Annotated in this window: 19 protein-coding genes; 7 read left to right on the top strand and 12 right to left on the bottom strand. The window is 53.9% G+C overall.

Annotation, left to right across the window (positions count from 1 at the left end):
• Positions 1-19: 19 nt before the first annotated feature.
• The 3 genes from V9K95_RS11575 to V9K95_RS11565 are packed head-to-tail and all read right to left on the bottom strand — an operon-like array spanning position 20 to position 1,271.
• Positions 20-436 carry a GFA family protein gene (locus tag V9K95_RS11575; protein WP_307283594.1) on the bottom strand — a complete coding sequence of 139 codons (417 nt, stop codon included), beginning with the start codon at positions 434-436 and terminating at the stop codon, positions 20-22.
• Positions 437-480: 44 nt separating this feature from the next.
• A complete protein-coding gene (locus V9K95_RS11570; protein ID WP_336440912.1) occupies positions 481-945 on the bottom strand; it encodes an SRPBCC family protein in 465 nt (154 codons plus the stop codon).
• Positions 942-1,271 (bottom strand): ArsR/SmtB family transcription factor, encoded by a 330-nt coding sequence (locus V9K95_RS11565; RefSeq protein WP_336440911.1) that lies wholly within the window; start codon positions 1,269-1,271, stop codon positions 942-944. Before V9K95_RS11565 ends, V9K95_RS11570 begins: the two co-directional genes overlap by 4 nt.
• A gap of 149 nt (positions 1,272-1,420) precedes the next feature.
• On the opposite strand from V9K95_RS11565, the gene V9K95_RS11560 reads away from it, so the two are divergent.
• Positions 1,421-1,759, top strand: a complete 339-nt coding sequence (locus tag V9K95_RS11560; protein ID WP_336440910.1) for a metallophosphoesterase — start codon at positions 1,421-1,423, stop codon at positions 1,757-1,759.
• A gap of 28 nt (positions 1,760-1,787) precedes the next feature.
• Here the strand turns inward: V9K95_RS11560 and V9K95_RS11555 are convergent, their stop codons facing one another.
• The 5 genes from V9K95_RS11555 to V9K95_RS11535 all read right to left on the bottom strand — a co-directional run bounded on the left by V9K95_RS11555 (position 1,788) and on the right by V9K95_RS11535 (position 5,398).
• Positions 1,788-2,204 carry a hypothetical protein gene (locus V9K95_RS11555; protein ID WP_336440909.1) on the bottom strand — a complete coding sequence of 139 codons (417 nt, stop codon included), beginning with the start codon at positions 2,202-2,204 and terminating at the stop codon, positions 1,788-1,790.
• 115 nt (positions 2,205-2,319) lie between these two features.
• Positions 2,320-3,243: a cytochrome c gene (locus V9K95_RS11550; RefSeq protein ID WP_307283575.1), complete on the bottom strand. Its 924-nt coding sequence runs from the start codon at positions 3,241-3,243 to the stop codon at positions 2,320-2,322.
• Positions 3,244-3,253: 10 nt separating this feature from the next.
• Positions 3,254-3,703, bottom strand: a complete 450-nt coding sequence (locus tag V9K95_RS11545; RefSeq protein ID WP_336440908.1) for a c-type cytochrome — start codon at positions 3,701-3,703, stop codon at positions 3,254-3,256.
• A 136-nt stretch (positions 3,704-3,839) separates the two neighbouring features.
• Positions 3,840-4,823 carry a D-alanine--D-alanine ligase family protein gene (locus V9K95_RS11540; protein ID WP_307283569.1) on the bottom strand — a complete coding sequence of 328 codons (984 nt, stop codon included), beginning with the start codon at positions 4,821-4,823 and terminating at the stop codon, positions 3,840-3,842.
• A 188-nt stretch (positions 4,824-5,011) separates the two neighbouring features.
• A complete protein-coding gene (locus V9K95_RS11535) occupies positions 5,012-5,398 on the bottom strand; it encodes a hypothetical protein (protein WP_115051972.1) in 387 nt (128 codons plus the stop codon).
• Between the two features lie 209 nt (positions 5,399-5,607).
• On the opposite strand from V9K95_RS11535, the gene V9K95_RS11530 reads away from it, so the two are divergent.
• Entirely contained in the window at positions 5,608-6,684 is a 1,077-nt protein-coding gene (locus V9K95_RS11530) for a CaiB/BaiF CoA transferase family protein (RefSeq protein ID WP_336440907.1), read from the top strand.
• A 109-nt stretch (positions 6,685-6,793) separates the two neighbouring features.
• On the opposite strand, the gene V9K95_RS11525 is transcribed toward V9K95_RS11530, so the two are convergent.
• Positions 6,794-7,393, bottom strand: a complete 600-nt coding sequence (locus tag V9K95_RS11525; protein WP_336440906.1) for a superoxide dismutase — start codon at positions 7,391-7,393, stop codon at positions 6,794-6,796.
• A 154-nt stretch (positions 7,394-7,547) separates the two neighbouring features.
• Entirely contained in the window at positions 7,548-8,426 is an 879-nt protein-coding gene (locus V9K95_RS11520; RefSeq protein ID WP_307283557.1) for a branched-chain amino acid aminotransferase, read from the bottom strand.
• 354 nt (positions 8,427-8,780) lie between these two features.
• Between V9K95_RS11520 and V9K95_RS11515 the strand changes: the two genes are divergently transcribed.
• Positions 8,781-9,491 carry a L,D-transpeptidase gene (locus tag V9K95_RS11515; protein ID WP_115052201.1) on the top strand — a complete coding sequence of 237 codons (711 nt, stop codon included), beginning with the start codon at positions 8,781-8,783 and terminating at the stop codon, positions 9,489-9,491.
• Between the two features lie 218 nt (positions 9,492-9,709).
• On the opposite strand, the gene V9K95_RS11510 is transcribed toward V9K95_RS11515, so the two are convergent.
• Entirely contained in the window at positions 9,710-11,242 is a 1,533-nt protein-coding gene (locus tag V9K95_RS11510; protein ID WP_336440905.1) for a helicase HerA-like C-terminal domain-containing protein, read from the bottom strand.
• 287 nt (positions 11,243-11,529) lie between these two features.
• On the opposite strand from V9K95_RS11510, the gene V9K95_RS11505 reads away from it, so the two are divergent.
• Positions 11,530-11,895: a DUF2267 domain-containing protein gene (locus V9K95_RS11505; protein WP_115051976.1), complete on the top strand. Its 366-nt coding sequence runs from the start codon at positions 11,530-11,532 to the stop codon at positions 11,893-11,895.
• A gap of 56 nt (positions 11,896-11,951) precedes the next feature.
• Here V9K95_RS11505 and V9K95_RS11500 read toward each other — a convergent pair whose 3' ends face one another.
• Complete coding sequence (locus tag V9K95_RS11500; RefSeq protein WP_336440904.1) at positions 11,952-12,716, bottom strand: SDR family oxidoreductase; 765 nt, start codon at positions 12,714-12,716, stop codon at positions 11,952-11,954.
• 188 nt (positions 12,717-12,904) lie between these two features.
• On the opposite strand from V9K95_RS11500, the gene V9K95_RS11495 reads away from it, so the two are divergent.
• The 3 genes from V9K95_RS11495 to corA are packed head-to-tail and all read left to right on the top strand — an operon-like array spanning position 12,905 to position 17,469.
• The gene (locus tag V9K95_RS11495) at positions 12,905-14,338 is read left to right on the top strand and encodes a methylmalonyl-CoA mutase subunit beta (RefSeq protein ID WP_336440903.1); all 1,434 of its coding nucleotides are present in this window, start codon (positions 12,905-12,907) and stop codon (positions 14,336-14,338) included.
• Between the two features lie 4 nt (positions 14,339-14,342).
• Positions 14,343-16,475: a methylmalonyl-CoA mutase gene (gene scpA / locus V9K95_RS11490; RefSeq protein WP_115051979.1), complete on the top strand. Its 2,133-nt coding sequence runs from the start codon at positions 14,343-14,345 to the stop codon at positions 16,473-16,475.
• A gap of 1 nt (position 16,476) precedes the next feature.
• Complete coding sequence (gene corA / locus V9K95_RS11485) at positions 16,477-17,469, top strand: magnesium/cobalt transporter CorA (protein WP_115051980.1); 993 nt, start codon at positions 16,477-16,479, stop codon at positions 17,467-17,469.
• Positions 17,470-17,672 lie beyond the last annotated feature (203 nt).

Here is a 17,672-nt window from a genome sequence, read left to right as displayed (position 1 = left end):
TTGCCGATACCGGCTGCCTTCACATGGGCGGCATCTGTTCGAATTTCGTTAGCGAAGGATCGATCGTGTCCCACGCAAGGCCGCGGATGGCGTAAGTGACCACCTGCGGATTGAACCGACTTGGATCGTCAAGGCTGGTCGCGGGGACAGCGACCATGTCCGGCGTTGCTACCGAGTTCAAGTAGACAAGCGTTCCGCAGGTCGGACAGAAGGCGTGAATCTTTTCGATCCCGCTATCGCCTGCGACATTCCATGTGCTCGCTTTGCCGGTGATTTTCATAGCGGCTCTATTGACGAAAGTCAGGTAAGAGCCATGCCCGGTTCCACTTCGTTTCTGGCAATCATGGCATTGGCAGTGGTTTTCGAAGATGGGTGCGCTGCTTATTTCATAGCGAATTTCGCCGCAGGCGCATCCGCCTGTGTAAGGTTTGCTCATAACTCTCTCCCAATAAGCACTAGATCGATGACGACGCGGTTGCGTCAGTCCTTCCCGTCGACAATGCTGCCGATATTCTCGACCACTTTCTTCCAACCTTCGCTCATGCTCTTGAACGCGCTGTCGTTTTTCGGCAGGACGAAGCCGGAATGGATAAGACGCAGGCGCGTGCCGCTTTCACCCTTGGACAGGATGAATGTGACCACGGTGTCGAGCTGTGAGCCATATCCGGAATTACTGCTATGCCCGCCTTTCCAGGCATAGGAAAAGCGCTCATACGGCTTTACCTCAAGCACTTCGCAGTGGATGGTGCCGTCCCAAGCGCCCGCTGGCGTGGTTTTGTAGGTGAAGTGTTTGCCTTCCACGGGCTCGAATCCGGACGGAATCATCAACCAGCGTCCCATCAAACTCGCAGTGGTCAATGTTTTCCAGATTGTTTCCGGCGAATGCGGAAAAATCTCGTCCACCACTATTTCTTGCGTATCAGGCTTTAATGCTGCTTCGTTCATGGATCGATTTCCTTCAGCAATGTTCTAAGATTGGCAAAACGCTCGCGCCAGAAGACAGCATAATGGTCCATCCAGTTGACGAGTGGCTCAAGCCCTTCCGGCTGAGCGCGGTAGTAAACTTTTCGACCTTCGGGACGCTCAGCAACCAGACCGGCCTGCTTGAGTGTCTTGAGATGTTGCGAAATAGCGCCTTGCGTCACGCCGCTGCCGCGCGTGAGCTCGACAACAGTAATTTCCTGGTTCTCGATAACCTGTTCAAATACGGCCCGCCTTGTGGGATCGGCCAATGCGCGCATGACGGCGTTTATAGGATCTGCTTCTATCATGCCAAAGCATTAGCGTACACTAATTCATTAGTCAATACTAATTTAATAAGATGCAGGCATAAATGAATTGGCTGTAGTCTCGCCATGAATGGCATATAGTTGAACCCTGCCCGCAGCGGGATCGACTGGTTTCGCATAGGAGAATTAGAATGAAGCGCATGACTCAGATTTTGATGTTTGGAATGGCCGTCGCCATTCAGGCTGCACTTTTGTCCGCAGGCATCACGCCAGGACAAGCTGCCGTTCGCAAGAATGTCAGCGAATATGCCGGTGAACGCTGCAACGCGCCGCCGATTGGCTCGGGTATAGTCTTTGGTCGTTATAGCGGGACCACGGACAATCCGATGATTTCCTTTGGTGATGACCAGACAACGGTATCTTTCCAACGCTGCTTTGGATCCATGGAGGAATGCCAGGGCTGGCTCTACACGATGCGCAGCAAATATACCGATGGAAATTCCGTGCTCATTGGTTGCAAGCGGCGATAGTCATCCCAGCCAATGTCGCCGCGACGTATTATTCTTCGCGTGAGGCAAGGCACGGATCGAGGACGATATGGGTTTTATCCAATATTCTCATGCCGCCGCGAATGAGAATATTATCTCCAAGTTTCAACCCGTTACCTGAATAGGTGATGCACATCACCTGCACGCCCGATTGCGGACATATCGCCAGATACCAAAGCGCTTCATCGCTATGAATATAGGTGAGAGGCCCCGAAGCCCATAGATCGATGCGATTGCCTTCAGGTGTTTCAAGCCCGGCAATTATTGCCGCCAGGCCTTCGCACGATGCATTTTGTTTGGGCATCTCCTCCGGTCCGGCCAAGCCTGGACGTTCGGAAAATACGGTACCCTGCGCCAACGCTGCAGAGCTAAGATCGCTGAGCATAAATAAAACAAGGCAGTAATTACGCGCTGATTTGGAAAACATTGCTCTGGCTGCCGCTCCTATCACTGTAGAAGCCGCCAATGGATGACACAATTAGGCTCGCTGCAAGCAACGAATTCCAAGGCCTGGCATAAGTAAATCTTATGTCGCCGGCAAATCACTGCGCGGCGGGATAGCCATTCGCATGGGCTGGAATAGCTTTCAGATAGGCGGCAATCGCATCCCGGTCAGACGGTTGCAGATGGGACATGTTCTGCACCACATCGGCCATGGATCCGCCCAGCGAATCAAAATCAGGCGTGAATCCGCTTTCGAGCGAATAGGCGATATCCTGCGCCGACCAGGAATCAATACCGCCCTCGCCGCCGGTAATATTAGGCACTACACCCTTGCCTTCCGCTGCCTTGGCACCCGCAAGCCACAATGTCTTATCTGGTCCGCCAATGGCGTTGCGCGGTGTATGGCATTCGCCGCAATGGCCAGGGCCTTCGACCAGATATTGACCGCGCTTGATCGCATCCGTTGCATTGGCAATCGTCAGCACCGGCTGATCGGACAGATAAAGCCGCTTCCACAGGCCAATGCCGCGCCGCACGGTAAAAGGGAAGCTCAGCTTATGCGGGCCTGCAACATTTTCCGAGGGCGGCAAAGTCTTCATGAAGGCATAAAGATCGGCAATGTCCTGCAATTGCATGCGAGCATAGGATGTATAGGGAAAGGCAGGATAATAGTGTCTTCCGTCCGGTGAGACACCATGGGTCATCGCATTGGCAAAATCAGACAACGACCAGCCTGCAATTCCCTGATTGGCAGGCGAAATATTCGGCGTCACAAAGGTGCCAAAGGGCGTGACCAATTCCTCGCCGCCACTTAAAACCAGTCTGGCATCACCAGTCGCGCCCGGAGCGGCGTGGCAGGAAGCGCAGCCGCCTTGCCAGAATACGCTCTGTCCACGGGTTGCATCGCCCGGCGTGGTGGCTGCCAGCTTTGTCTCATCAAGTCGAGTTGGCGCAGACAGCAACCAAAAACCTGCGCCGCCAAGGATCAGGAGGCTGAGTAGGAATTTGAAAATCCGGCGCATCACCGGAAAATCAGTTCTTTTTTATGCGGAAAGCCTGATGACAAGTGCCGCAATTCTGCGTCACCTGATTGAATGCAGTCTTGAAGCTTTCAAGGTCCTTCGGATCAGCGGCAACGGCGGCAGCCACATCGGCTTTATATTTGTCGATAGCAGCAACAAAGGCCGCATTATCTTCCCAGATTTTCGGCGAAGCCGTTGTATCGCCCGTATCACTGCCTGCAGGGAAAAGGGTGGCAGGATCAAGCTTCTGCGCATCATCATTGATCTTTTTCAAAGCTGTCATGACGGTGGCGGCATCAAAGGGTTTTTCTCCCTTGGCGATGGGAGCGATGCTTCCGACTGCCTTTCCCTGATCCTTCATGAGTGCTTGCCTGTCGGCTATGGGATCGGCGCTTGCCGTGGTGGCAAAAACTGCAAGTGCCAGCAATGGCGCGGCAGACAAAGCAATCAGTCTTTTCATCGAATAGAGTCCTACTCTTGTGGCTAATAAAAACTTGGCTTCAAGGGCTTGGGATCACTCTAGTCAAAAGTTTTCGAATTGCACGGGCACAGCGCAATCACATTTTCGTTTGCTGGCGGTTTCAGTAAAAACCCATTTATGCGCTGGCCGAAGTGGCAATCTCGATTTGTCCGTGAAGAAACTCTTTGAAGCTGATACCTTGCGCCGCCAGAGCTTTAGGAAAGAGCGAGGCGTTCGTTAGGCCGGGCAGAGTATTGATCTCAAGGAAGATCGGACCGTCGGCAGCGATGATGAAGTCGCTTCTCGAATAGCCGCGCGCTCCAATGGCTGAGTGCGCTTTTAAGGCCAATGTTTGCAGCGATGTATTGGTCTTCTCGTCAAAGGTGGAAGGGCAAAGCTCATTTGTCTGAGACGATAGATATTTTGCTGCGTAATCAAATACGCCATCGGCGGGCCGGATTTCAACCGGCGGCAGCGCGATCAGTTCTCCCTCATGCTCCAGGATACCGCAGGTGGCGTTTACCCCCTCAATGAATGGCTCTATCAAGTAGGCTTCTTTCTGCATCACCTGTTCGAGCTCATGAATGTCTTCTGGGTTGTTCACAAACAAAAGACCATAGCTCGATCCGTCTGCTACCGGCTTTGCTACGAGCTTTCCATAGGTGCCAAGATCGTTGGCAGCAGATGCGAGCGAGAGAGTTGGCGGAGTTGCAATGCCAAGCACGGCAACAGCTTCCTTACTGGCAACCTTGTCAAATGCCAGTCGACTGGCCTTGGACCCGCAACCGGTAAATCTGGCACCACGTGTCTCACAAAGAGCGGCGAATTCCCCATTTTCTGCCATGCCACCGTGCAAACCAAGGATAAGCACGCGATGCTCCTGAGCGGCGCGATCAATCGCGTCTTCAATGGATCCAATAACTTCGCCAATGGCTGGCAAATCGACCTCAAAGGGGCGCGAATGCCCCATAAGATGGTCCCGCTCGCAGCTTCGGATAATCCCGTCGCTGCCCCAGAACCAGAGATCCGCTTCCGGAAGCGTAGCGGCGATGGCTTGCGTACTTGCAACTGAAACGAGGCGCTCTCGATTTTCGCCGCCAAAGAGGATTATGTTGCCCATGCAGTTGAATTCCCCAGATCTTTACAACGGGCCCACCTCTTATGGATTTGATGGCTTTTTCAAGGAGCGGCCACGCCCACAACCATTCAACCGGCTGCCTGAAACTGCCTTCGGAAAGCAGGTCACACAAAAAAGCCCCTCCATCTTGTGATGAAGGGGCTTTGTTCATGTTGCCGCAGCGAGCCTGGTTACAGATCGAAGATGATCTGCGCGTTGCCTGTCCGGTAATAATGCGGACGATAGTGGCGCGGGCGATCATATCGACGGTCCCAACGGCGATAATGTGGCCGGTCCCAACTGCGGTAGTACGGCCGATCATATCGACGATAATGCGGGCGGTCCCAACGGCGATGATGGCGGCGCTCCCAGCGATCGCGGCGATCCCAACGGCGTTCGTAACGATCGCGACGATGCCACCTGCGGTGATCAACCTTCTGAACCAGCGTGTCAGCACCGGTTCCAGTCGCTTCAATCGATCTTTGCACCGTTGCAGGTGCGGCGCTGGCCGATCCCGCAGTTCCCAGAGTACCAACCGATATCAAAACAGCACAAATTGCTGAAATCAGCTTTCTCATTGTTCCTCCAGTGAACACCTCTCAGAATGAGGGCATCCAGCGTGTTAAAAGTCCCTAAGGCATTAGACTTAAGTCTAATCTTCTGAACGACAGATGAACAACCAATATGGCAAGGCGAAGGCGTAAAATTTTTGCCGGATGACACGCTGGCCACTGGGCATTAAAAATGCCAACCTGCCTCGAATAATCGCGTCCGAGGCTGGCTACTCATGGAAGATATGCCCCCACGGCAAGGTCCGCTTGCAGGCATTAAGGTACTGGAATTTATAGGGCTTGGCCCTGCTCCGCATTGCGCCATGCTTCTGGCAGATCTTGGTGCAGATGTTGTGAGAATTGAGCGGTTGGGAGGCAATGGCTGGCCCAACCCCGTTCAAGATCGTGGCCGTCGCATTCTGCAACTGGATATACGTGCTGATTCGGGGCGCACTCGGTGTCTCGAACTAGCGGCAAAAGCGGATGTGCTTATTGAGGGTTATAGGCCCGGCGTGATGGAACGGCTTGGCCTTGGACCAGATATTTTGCGAGCTCACAATCCCCGTCTGGTTTATGGCCGCATCACGGGCTGGGGACAGACTGGCCCGCTCGCTCAGACCGCCGGACACGACATCAATTATATCGCTCTTGCGGGGGCGCTTGCTTCGATGGGCACGAGCGGCCCTCCTCTGCCGCCACTCAATCTGGTTGGCGATTATGGCGGCGGGTCGATGCTTCTGGCCTTCGGTGTTCTTGCTGCACTGATCGAGCGGCAAAGTTCAGGCAGAGGACAGGTTATCGATGCCGCGATTATAGATGGCGTCTCGTCCCTGATGAGCCTTTTTACCGGGCTTGCAGCGACGGCAAGCCTTTCCATGGAGCGTGACAGAAATCTTCTCAACGGAGCGGCGCCCTATTACCGCAGCTATGCCTGTTCTGATGGACGCCACATTGCTGTTGGGGCGTTAGAGCCGAAATTCTTTGCCGAATTATTGGAAAAGCTGGGCATGGATACACGGTGGCTGGCATTGCAGAACGCCTATGAAAACTGGCCCGAACTTGAAGCGGAATTTACCCGAATCTTTGCCATGCGAACGCAGGCAGAATGGTGCACATTGCTCGAATCCACGGATGCCTGTTTCGCACCGGTGTTGACGTTAAGCGAGGCACCGCATCACCCGCATATGCAGGCGCGCAAGACCTATATTCAAATGGATGGACAGCAGCAATCTGCACCGGTCCCCAGATTCTCCCGAACACCGGGCGAAGCAAGGTCTTCGGTTACGCTGAAGCCGGAAGATGATATTTGGTAATTTCAGGCTTGCGCTGAATTGCCGTTGCGGTTCGCCAAACCAAAACAGACAGCTCAAAATAAAACGGCCCCGATAAACGGAGCCGTTTCAGACCGTTTATGAAACTGGTTTATCTGGCTTTTTCGTAAAGCTCGGCAACATAGTCCCAATTGATCAGGCTATCGACAAAGGCTTCCAGATATTTTGGACGGGCATTGCGATAATCGATGTAATAGGAATGTTCCCACACATCGACGCCTAGAATTGGCGTTGCGCCGTGAACCAGCGGGTTTTCGCCGTTTGGTGTCTTGGAAATTTCGAGCTTGCCGTCTTTGACTGAAACCCATGCCCAACCCGAGCCGAACTGTGTTGTGCCAGCTGCGATGAAATCCGTGCGGAACTTGTCATAGCCGCCAAGGTCGGATTCAAAAGCCTTTTCCAGAGCGCCGGGAAGCTTCTTGCCGCCGCCGTCTTTCTTCAGCCAGTTCCAGAAATGCAGATGGTTGTAATGCTGACCGGCATTGTTGAACAGGCCAGCGTTCTTTCCATAGGATTGCTTGACGATTTCCTCAAGGGAAAGGCCCTCAAGACCGGCTTCGGCAGCCAGTTTGTTGCCGTTATCGACATAAGCCTTGTGGTGCTTGTCATGGTGATATTCGAGCGTTTCGCGGGACATAAAGGGTGCGAGCGCGTCATAATCATACGGCAGTGCGGGCAATTCGAAAGCCATGGAAGTCTCCTCTTCGATCTATATCTGTGACGGGATAGGCTGCCCGTTCGGGTGATGACCTATCCTGACAAAACCTGCCTTGGTTACATAGGTCCGTATTTGTTCGGGAGCAATGCGAAACGGATCAATATTTCGGCTTGACCGCATTATCGGGTCAAATTTTCGGCCCGGCATGGGCGAACTCCCAATAAAGCTCTCTCGCCTTGCGGGCTATCGGACCGACTTGCAGCTCACGGTCCTCAATTTTGATAACGGGCACAACCTTCGAATGGTTCCCCGTGGAGAAAATCTCGTCCGCCTGAAGGAAATCCTGAACCGTCAACGTCGTCTGCGTGGTACGGAAACCATAGTCAGCCAGAACATCGATAATACGCGAACGGGTAATGCCTGAAAGGAACGTGCCGTTTGGTGCCGGGGTGAAAATATGCCCGTCCTTGACCATGAATATATTGGAGCTGGCCGTTTCAGCCACATTGCCCAGCATGTCGAGAACCAGCGCATTGTCAAAACCGCGCGAACGCGCTTCCAAAATGGCCCTGCCATTGTTCGGATAAAGGCAACCGGCCTTGGCATTGGTCGGCATGGTTTCAAATGTGGGGCGGCGGAAGGGCGAAACGCTTAGCGAGAAGCCGGTCGGTTCAAGCATGGGCGCTTCGTAAATGCTCAGGCAAAAGCGGGTGGACTCAGGATCGGCCGGTACGCCCATATAGCCGCCATGTTCGCCCCAATACATGGGCCGGATGTAGACCGCTGTCTTGCCATCGAATTTTTTCAGGCCATCATGGGTCAATCCGACGATTTCGTCGGCACTCATCGTCGGCTTCAGCCCCATGGCAATGGCTGAAGTGTTGACGCGGGCGCAGTGCAGATCGAGATCGGGCGCCACGCCCTCAAACCAGCGCGCGCCATCAAACACGGTAGAAGCCAGCCACATGGCATGGGTGCGCGGACCAATCAGCGGCACGTTTCCCTCATACCAATCCCCGTCGACATAGGTCCAGGTTGCGGTTTGCGCTGCTGAATTAACTGCCATGATGCTGATTCCGTTCGTGCTGATTGTGTTGAAGCAACGAAAAGCCATTTAGCGCTGAGGTCAATAGCCGTAATCGACTGCCCCACCAATAAACGGATTGCATTGATGTGATGCGTGGTTCGCGAACCACGCACAATATTAATGCAATCACCTTTCCTCACGAAGTGTTTATCATCAGACAAGCTTGGAAAGCAGCGGATGCACCGCGTTTCTGTTGCCCGCGCGCAACAGTTGTGAGCTTGCCTTGTTTATGCCCTATTGCTAACGGTTCATCGCCATATTCTTTGTGCGTTTAGAGCATGTTACCAATAGTGACTGCGTGCTGAACTTTCCCGCCACCAACCTGGTTTAATGATGCAAAACACACTTACACGTCGCGGCTTCCTCACGGCAATGACTGCAACTGCAGCAGCCGGCCTCGCAGGATGTGCACAGATCCGCGGTGATATGCCGGTCATCAAGGTCGATGATTATGGCAATCCGCTAAGACCCGGAACTGACGTTGATCCGGCTTTGGGCTCCTATGAGGCCATGTATTCAGCACGCGAAGATGGCGGCTTCCAGCTACCGGCCATACCGGTAAAAAAGATGGACCCGCGTTATCTGCGCCAGATCGTGCGCGATCCCACGGGCGAACAGCCGGGAACCATCGTCGTCGATACAAACACAAAATTTCTTTATCTGGTGCGCGAAAATGGCGAGGCCATCCGTTACGGCGTTGGTCTTGGTCGTGAGGGTTTTGCATGGTCAGGCCGCGCCATTGTTCAGTGGAAGCGCCATTGGCCCAAATGGACTCCACCGGATGAGATGATTGCCCGCCAACCGGAATTGGCTCAATATAGCTCTGCAAATGGTGGCATGGCGCCGGGTCTGAACAATCCACTGGGCGCGCGCGCGCTTTATATTTTCCAGAACGGCGTGGACACGCTCTACCGCCTGCATGGATCACCGGAATGGTGGACAATCGGCAAGGCGGTTTCGTCAGGCTGCGTGCGCTTCATCAACCAGGATATCATCGATCTTTATGATCGCGTTCCAAACAAGACGCCGATTCTCGTTATTTAAGTTTATGCCGCTCAAACAAAGGCCGATGGAGCAATCCATCGTCCTTTTGGGTGCTGATGACAGTACTGTTACACTAAGGTCCTGCCTCGGTGTTCAGCAGTTAAAAAACTGCACTACTGCAATCGAGCATCATCACAGGCCCAGGAGGGGTTCGCGGGAGGGGCGCAATCGCCCACTCACCATCTTTGCGCGTGTTCGGAATTCCGAAGGCGTTGAAACTAGCGTTTGCTGAGGCTTCCCAAAATCCCTCGGACCAGCGCGCGTCCGAGCGAGGAGCCGACGGAGCGGACAACGGATTTCATCGCGGCTTCCGCTACAGTTTGGCGACCACGGATCTGGCCACCGCGCGGACCGGTCTTGGTTTCACCGCCGAGAAAATCGGGAAGCTTCCAGCCGCCTGTACTATCAGCCTCTGCCTGCTGCGTTTGCGCCTCTTCTTCGGTTTTCGTCTGCACTGCCTTCTTCTGCAAAAGCTCATAGGCGGATTCGCGGTCGACCATTTCATCATAGATACCGGCAACTGGGCTGGCATTGATGAGTTTCTGACGCTCATCAATATTCAACGGACCGATGCGCCCCGATGGCGGGCGGATCAATGTCCGCTGGACCATGGAAGGCACGCCCTTTTCAGCCAGCGTGGAAACCAAGGCCTCGCCCGTGCCGAGATTGGTGATTGCTTCGAATGTGTTGAAGTCCGGATTGGCGCGGAATGTATCGGCAGCCGTCTTTACGGCATTCTGCTCGCGCGGCGTATAGGCGCGCAAAGCATGCTGCACGCGGTTACCAAGCTGTGCCAGCACCGTTTCAGGCACGTCCAGCGGGTTCTGCGAGATGAAGAAGACACCAACGCCCTTTGAGCGAATCAACCGGACAACCTGCTCAACGCGTGTGAGCAGAGCTTTGGGCGCTTCATTAAAAAGAAGATGCGCCTCGTCGAAGAAGAAGACCAAACGCGGCTTTTCCGGATCGCCGATTTCCGGCAATTCCTCAAAAAGCTCGGAGAGCAGCCAAAGCAGGAACGTCGAGTAAAGGCGCGGATTCATCATGAGCTTGTCAGCTGCAAGAATGCTGACCTGCCCGCGCCCATCGGTTCCGGTACGCATAATATCGGTGATTTTCAGTGCGGGTTCTCCGAAGAACTTCGTGCCGCCCTGCTGTTCGAGCACCAGTAGCGAACGCTGGATCGCTCCAACCGAAGGCTTGGTCACATTGCCGTAGCGTGCCGAGATTTCCTCAGCCCGCTCCGCAATATTAACCAGCAGCGATTGCAGGTCCTTCATGTCGAGAAGCAGAAGCCCTTCTTCATCGGCGATCTTGAACGCGATATTCAAAACGCCTTCCTGCGCTTCCGTCAGATTCATCAGGCGCGAGAGAAGAAGCGGACCCATTTCAGAAATAGTCGCGCGGATCGGATGACCCTGCTCGCCGAAAATATCCCAGAAGATAACCGGCGACGAAGCCATTGTGTAAGGATCGAGTTTTACGTCAGCTGCGCGTTTGACGAGAAAATCCTTCTCCTCGCCTTTGGCTGCGATCCCCGACAGATCGCCTTTGATGTCCGAGCAGAAAACCGGCACTCCGGCTGCGGAGAAGCCTTCAGCCAAAACTTGCAGCGTGACGGTCTTACCAGTGCCGGTTGCGCCCGTGATCAGACCATGGCGATTACCGAATTTGAGCAATAACGACTCGGCCTGATTATAGCTGTCATCCGGCTTGCGGCTTGCACCAAGGAAAATACTGTCTGCGGCCATGTCGTTCTGTCCTCGTCACTGTCGTCACTTGACCCATGGTATAAACAGCCAAATCCCGTGCGACAATGGCAGAACGTCGATGTTACAGAAAAGCACAAAATGGTGAGCGTCCCCTTCAATGCCGATGCGATTACGGGAAAACAGGCGATGCAAGAGAATCTTCACCTGCAATTACATTTAGTTGTGTAGGGTTGAAAACATGCCCCAGATGAAAACGAACACTTGTGTGATATGAATTTCACGCATATTACGTAAACGTAATTCAAGCCAGTTGGGAGATTGCACTTATGGATGAACTTATCGCTCGTATTACCGCCAATGTCGGCACCGACCCTGAAACCGCGCGCAAGGCGGTCGGCCTCATTCTGGCGTTTTTGCAGAAGGAAGCCCCTGCCGATAAGGTTGATCTGCTGATTGCTGGCGTACCCGGCAGCGAAGAGGCAATTGCTGAAGCCAAGGGTAGCGGCGGGTTGCTTTCCGGCCTTATGCCCGGCGTTATGGGCCTTGGGTCGAAGCTGATGGGTATCGGTCTCGGCATGGGCGAAATCAGCGGCATTTCCAAGGAAACCATTGCGTTTGCACGTGAAAAGGCTGGAAGCGGCCCGGTCGACGAGGTCGTCAATTCAATTCCGGGTCTTAGCCAGTTCGTTTAAAACGGTCATTTTCGGACGCCGTGAAAACGCGCGCTTTAAAGCGCGCGTTTTCGTTTTTACGTGCGGTTGATCGATACGCCGCCATCAACAAGCATGGCCGAGCCTGTTGTAAAACTGGACGCATCAGAAGCGAGATAAAGCACAGAGCGAGCGATCTCCGCTGGCATTGCCCTTCGCTTAAGCGCATGCAGCCCTTCCACAAAGGAGAGTTTTTCCGGCGTATCCACCCAAGCTTCCGCCATTGTTGTTTCTGTGCCGCCGGGCAGAATCGCATTGACGCGAATACCTTGCGGTCCAAGTTCAGCAGCCAGCGATTTCATCAAGCCAATGACGCCCGCCTTGCTTGCGCCATAAGCAGCCGTTCCGGGAAATCCCACGGTGTAACCGACAAAGGTCGACGTAAAAATCAGCGAACCAGCCCCACGTTTCTGCATCGCCGGAATTTGGTATTTCGCACCCAGAAAGGCGCCTGTGAGATTGACGTTCAGCGTGTCTTGCCAGCCTTTCAATGTGATGTCGGGGGTCGCTCCCATCTCGCCATTGATACCCGCATTATTAAATCCGATATCCACCCCGCCAAAAGTGTCCTCCGCCAGCTCCACCAATGCCTTGGCATAGGGTTCGTCTGCAACGTCTCCCGCAAGAGCAACCGCTTTGCCGCCCGCAGCTTCGATTTCCGCAACAAGCTTATAAAGCTCGTTTTGACGTCTTGCTGCCACAACAATATTCGCACCTTCGCTCGCCAGGAGCTTTGCTGTTTCATAGCCGATGCCGGAACTTGCACCTGTGATAATGGCCGTTTTTCCGTTGAGGATTTTCATAATTTAAACCTTTCGCCTGTTCGTGACGGCCAAGCTTTCATGGATCACCAATGCCAGCCACCCGAAACCGGCGGAGAGGAAAATTCATTTTATTTTCAGTGCGTTGCGCTAGCGGCACTTTGCTTTGTTGCGAAGCAGCATGGTTCCACCTAAAGTCACAAACAAAGAACAGACTGCCGGGAGAAAGCATGGACGCGTCACTGCTCAAGGAAACTGAATTTGCGCAGACGACCCACGAAAAATGGGTCAAACTTGCGCAGAAAGCCTTGAAAGGCGCTGATTTCAACGAAACCCTGGTTTCCCGCACCGATGATGACATTGCTGTCGGCCCATTGTATCAGCGCGCCAGTAAGGCGCAGCTCACTCCGCGCAAAAACCCCTCCCAAGTCTGGCACATCGTACAGCGCATTGATGATCCAGATCCTGCCCGGGCAAATAAGCAACTATTGGAAGATCTGGAAAACGGCGCGACGGGAATCGCACTGGTTTTCGAAGGCGCACCCAATGCTTTCGGATATGGACTGCCAGCCACCCGTGAAGCTGTTGATCAGGTTTTGCGAGGCGTCCATCTCGACATGATTCACCTGCGGATGGACGTTCATCCAAAAAGCCGCGCCTGTGCTGACTGGTTCGTCGACTATATGCGGCCACGCGATGTCAATCCGAAGACACTGAGCTTTTCCTTGGGTATCGATCCGGCCGCAACTTTGGCGGGAACGGGGCGTTTGCGCATGAGTATCGCCGCGCTGAAAGCTTCGCTGCCGCAGGCACTTGCCGGATTTTTCTCCGATGATCTCCCCGGTATTGTGCTGGAAGCCGATGGCCGCGTTTATCACAATGCCGGAGCCACCGAAGCGCAGGAGCTTGGTGCCATGCTCTCCATTGCTGCGGGGCATTTCCGGTTGTTTGAGGAAGCCCGCCAGCCCATTCACTATGCCGCGCCGCATATCGGTTTTGCGCTGTCAGTCGATCAGGATCAGTTTATTTCTATCGCTAAAATACGCGCGCTGCGCCGTCTCTGGGCGCGCTTGCAGGAGGCCTGCGATATCACCCCGTCTGCGGCGATGATCCATGCGGAAACCTCGATGCGCATGATGACGAAGCTTGATCCGGAAACCAATATTCTGCGTACCACCATAGCGTCCTTGGCCGCCGCTATCGGCGGTGCAGATACGATCGCTATTCTCCCGCACACCATTACGCACGGGCTGCCGGATGGCTCTGCGCGCCGCCTTGCCCGTAACACCCAGCTCGTTCTTGCGGACGAAAGCAACCTTGCTTTTGTTGCCGATCCTGCCTGTGGTTCCGGTGCAGTCGAAAGTCTGACCGAAGCGCTATGCGAGGCAGCATGGAAAGAATTTCAAACCCTCGAACGTGAGGGCGGCATTCTGCAAAGCCTTGTTGACGGCAAGCTCCAGGAGCGCATCGTCAATGCTCGCCATGCCCGGGCCGAGCGGTACAAATCCGGCGAGCGTTCGATCATCGGCACAACCGTCTTCCCGGCCGCCACCGAACGCCCTGTGAAAGTGCTGGACGCTCCGCACATGCCATTGCCAACGGACGGCGTGGTGCACTGCGAACCGCTGACATTTCCGCGCATCGACGAAACACTGCAGGCTTGAACCGATGAGAATTCCCGATTTTACCAAGATCGATTGGCAAGCACCGAAAAGCGCAGCCGCAAAGCCGGATGCTGCTGTCTGGAAAACGCCTGAAGATATCAAGGTCAGGCGCTCTTATGGCGATACGGCCTTGCGTGGCCAGCCACACCTTGATTCATTTCCCGGCGCTGCGCCCTTCATACGCGGCCCCTACCCGACCATGTATGTTCAGCAGCCCTGGACCATTCGGCAATATGCTGGGTTTTCGACGGCAGAAGAGTCCAATGCCTTTTATCGCCGTAATCTGAAAGGCGGACAGAAAGGGCTTTCCGTTGCCTTCGATCTCGCAACACATCGCGGGTATGATAGCGACCACCCCCGTGTCGCGGGCGATGTTGGCATGGCGGGTGTGGCCATCGATTCCATTCTCGATATGCAACAATTATTCGACGGCATTCCGCTAGGCGAGATGACTGTTTCGATGACCATGAATGGCGCAGTGCTTCCCATTCTGGCGCTTTACATCGTTGCTGCGGAAGAACAGGGCGTGCCACAGGAAAAGCTCGCCGGGACCATTCAGAACGATATTCTGAAAGAGTTCATGGTGCGCAATACCTACATCTATCCGCCCCAGCCATCCATGCGGATCATTTCCGATATTTTCTCCTACACATCGGAGAAGATGCCGAAATTCAATTCGATCTCGATTTCCGGTTATCATATGCAGGAAGCCGGAGCGACGGCAGATCTCGAGCTTGCCTACACCATTGCCGATGGCATTGAATATGCCCGCGCTGGCGTCGCTGCCGGTCAGGACATTGATACATTTGCGCCAAGACTTTCATTTTTCTGGGCAATCGGCATGAACTTCTTCATGGAAGTGGCCAAGTTGCGGGCGGCACGACTGCTTTGGGCTGTTTTGATGAAGAAGAACTTCAATCCCAAGGATGAGCGTTCGCTATCGCTGCGGACCCATTCGCAGACATCAGGCTGGTCGCTCACGGCGCAAGATCCGCACAACAACATCATGCGCACCATGATTGAGGCGATGGCTTCAACGCAGGGGCATACGCAGTCTTTGCATACAAATTCCTTTGACGAAGCCCTGGCTTTGCCAACCGACCATTCCGCACGCATAGCGCGTAATACGCAGCTGATCCTGCAAAAGGAGTCCGGAACAACCCGGATTATCGACCCGTGGGGTGGATCGGCCTATGTTGAACGGCTGACCTATGATCTGGCGCGGCGCGCCCTTTCGCATATTGAAGAGATCGAAACGCTGGGCGGCATGGCCAAGGCCATTGAACAGGGCATTCCTAAAATGCGTATCGAAGCAGCCGCAGCCCGCACACAAGCGCGTATCGATAGTGGCCAGCAACCGGTGATCGGCGTCAATTCCTACCGCCCTACCGAAGACACGCTGGTCGATGTGCTCAAGGTCGACAATGCCGAGGTGCGCGCGCGCCAGCTTTCCAAGCTTCAGCAACTCAAAGGCACGCGTGATGTTGCAGCCGTCGATGATGCGCTTTCCGTGCTGACTTCGGCTGCCAAATCAGGAAGGGGCAATCTGCTTGATTTGGCGGTTAAAGCCGCTCGTGCAAGGGCAACAGTGGGTGAGATCTCACTGGCGCTGGAAAAAGCCTATGGCCGTCATGTTGCAACCATTCACACGATTTCCGGCGTTTACCGCAAGGAAGTTGGAAAGAGCGAAGTTGTTGACCGCGTTCAGGCCAAGTGTGCAGCCTATGAAAAGCGGACCGGTGAAAAGCCCCGCATTCTCGTTGCTAAAATGGGGCAGGATGGGCACGACCGCGGCCAGAAGGTTATCGCCACCGCGTTTGGTGATCTTGGTTTCGATGTGATCGTTGGAGCGATGTTCCAGACGCCCGAGGAAGTTGCGGAACTGTCAGCGGAAAGCAATGTGCATATTGTTGGCGTTTCATCGCTTGCTGCCGGACATCTGACTTTGGTGCCTGAACTCAAGGAGTCATTGAAACGTCACGGCCGCGAGGACATATTGGTCATCGTCGGCGGGGTTATTCCGCCGCAGGACTATGAAGCTGTTCTGCAAGCTGGCGCTGCTGCGATTTTCCCTCCAGGGACTGTCATAGGCGAAGCCGCAGAGAAACTGATTGATACGCTGTTGGATTCACTTTGAAATGATTACAATTTATACGCTTGATGGCGACCGTCTCGTCTCTCACATTGCGCAGGCTGGCGATCCGGCACCGGACAATGCGGTCTGGATCGACCTTTTGAATCCAACCCATGAAGAAGATGTTCAGACCGAGAGCTGGACCAAGGCCTCCATCCCGACCAAGGAAGACATGATCGAGATTGAGGAATCCAGCCGGTTTTATGCCGATAATGGCTCGCAATATCTTACAGCATCGATCCTTCACTCAACTGAGAATAAACACCACAGCATTGCGCCGATCACCTTCATACTGACCGGCCCTATGCTCGTCACAGTGCGTTACAGCGAGCCAAAAGCCTTCGCGCTTTACATCAGCCGCGTCAGCAAAGCTGGCAATGGGCTGATCAATGTCAAGTGCAGCGGCGTCACCATTTTGCTCGGCATCATCGAAGCTGTAACGGATCGTATTGCCGATATTCTCGAAGGTGTTGCGGGTGATATCGACCACAATTCATTTGCAATTTTCCGCCGGTCGGAAAAAGACCGGCCAATGACAACCAAGAATTTTCGTGACAGCCTCACCCGTATTGGCGGGCAAGGAGCGTTTCTTTCCAAAATTCGTGAAAGCATAGCGGGTGTAAGCCGTTTGCTGGTCTACATGACGGCAATCACCGACCAGAACACCTACAAGAAAGAAACGCGAGCCTGGATCAAATCACTTGAACGCGATACGCAATCGCTGAGCACTTATGTAGATTTTCTTTCCAACAAGATTACCTTCCTGCTCGACACAGTGGTTGGCCTCATCTCCATCGAGCAAAATGCCATCATCAAGATTTTTTCCGTCGCAGCAGTGGCTTTCATGCCGCCTACGCTGGTGGCCTCGATCTACGGCATGAACTTTCACTTCATGCCCGAACTCGACAAGGTTTGGGGCTATCCCATGGCGCTTGGCGTTATGATCGCCTCCGCCGTTATTCCACTGCTCATTTTCAAGAAGAAGGGCTGGCTTTAGATAATAGCGGTTAGCTTGACGGTTTGATGTATGGTCGCTGTAATCGAGCTTATATGACGGGGCCAAATTTACGTTATTGCAGATGGAGGATGAGTTGGTTTCATCTTTCCTGCAGAAATTATTGCCCGCTATAATTTAAAAGTGGACGACGAGGTGAGATTAATTGAGACGAAAGAAGGGTTTCAACCTACGCCCGTTGCCAC

The sequence above is a fragment of the Phyllobacterium sp. CCNWLW183 genome, from assembly GCF_037203775.1.
Lineage (GTDB): Bacteria > Pseudomonadota > Alphaproteobacteria > Rhizobiales > Rhizobiaceae > Phyllobacterium > Phyllobacterium ifriqiyense.
Note: the sequence above shows the minus strand (reverse complement) of the source record. Positions and strands in the feature narration are given on the sequence as shown.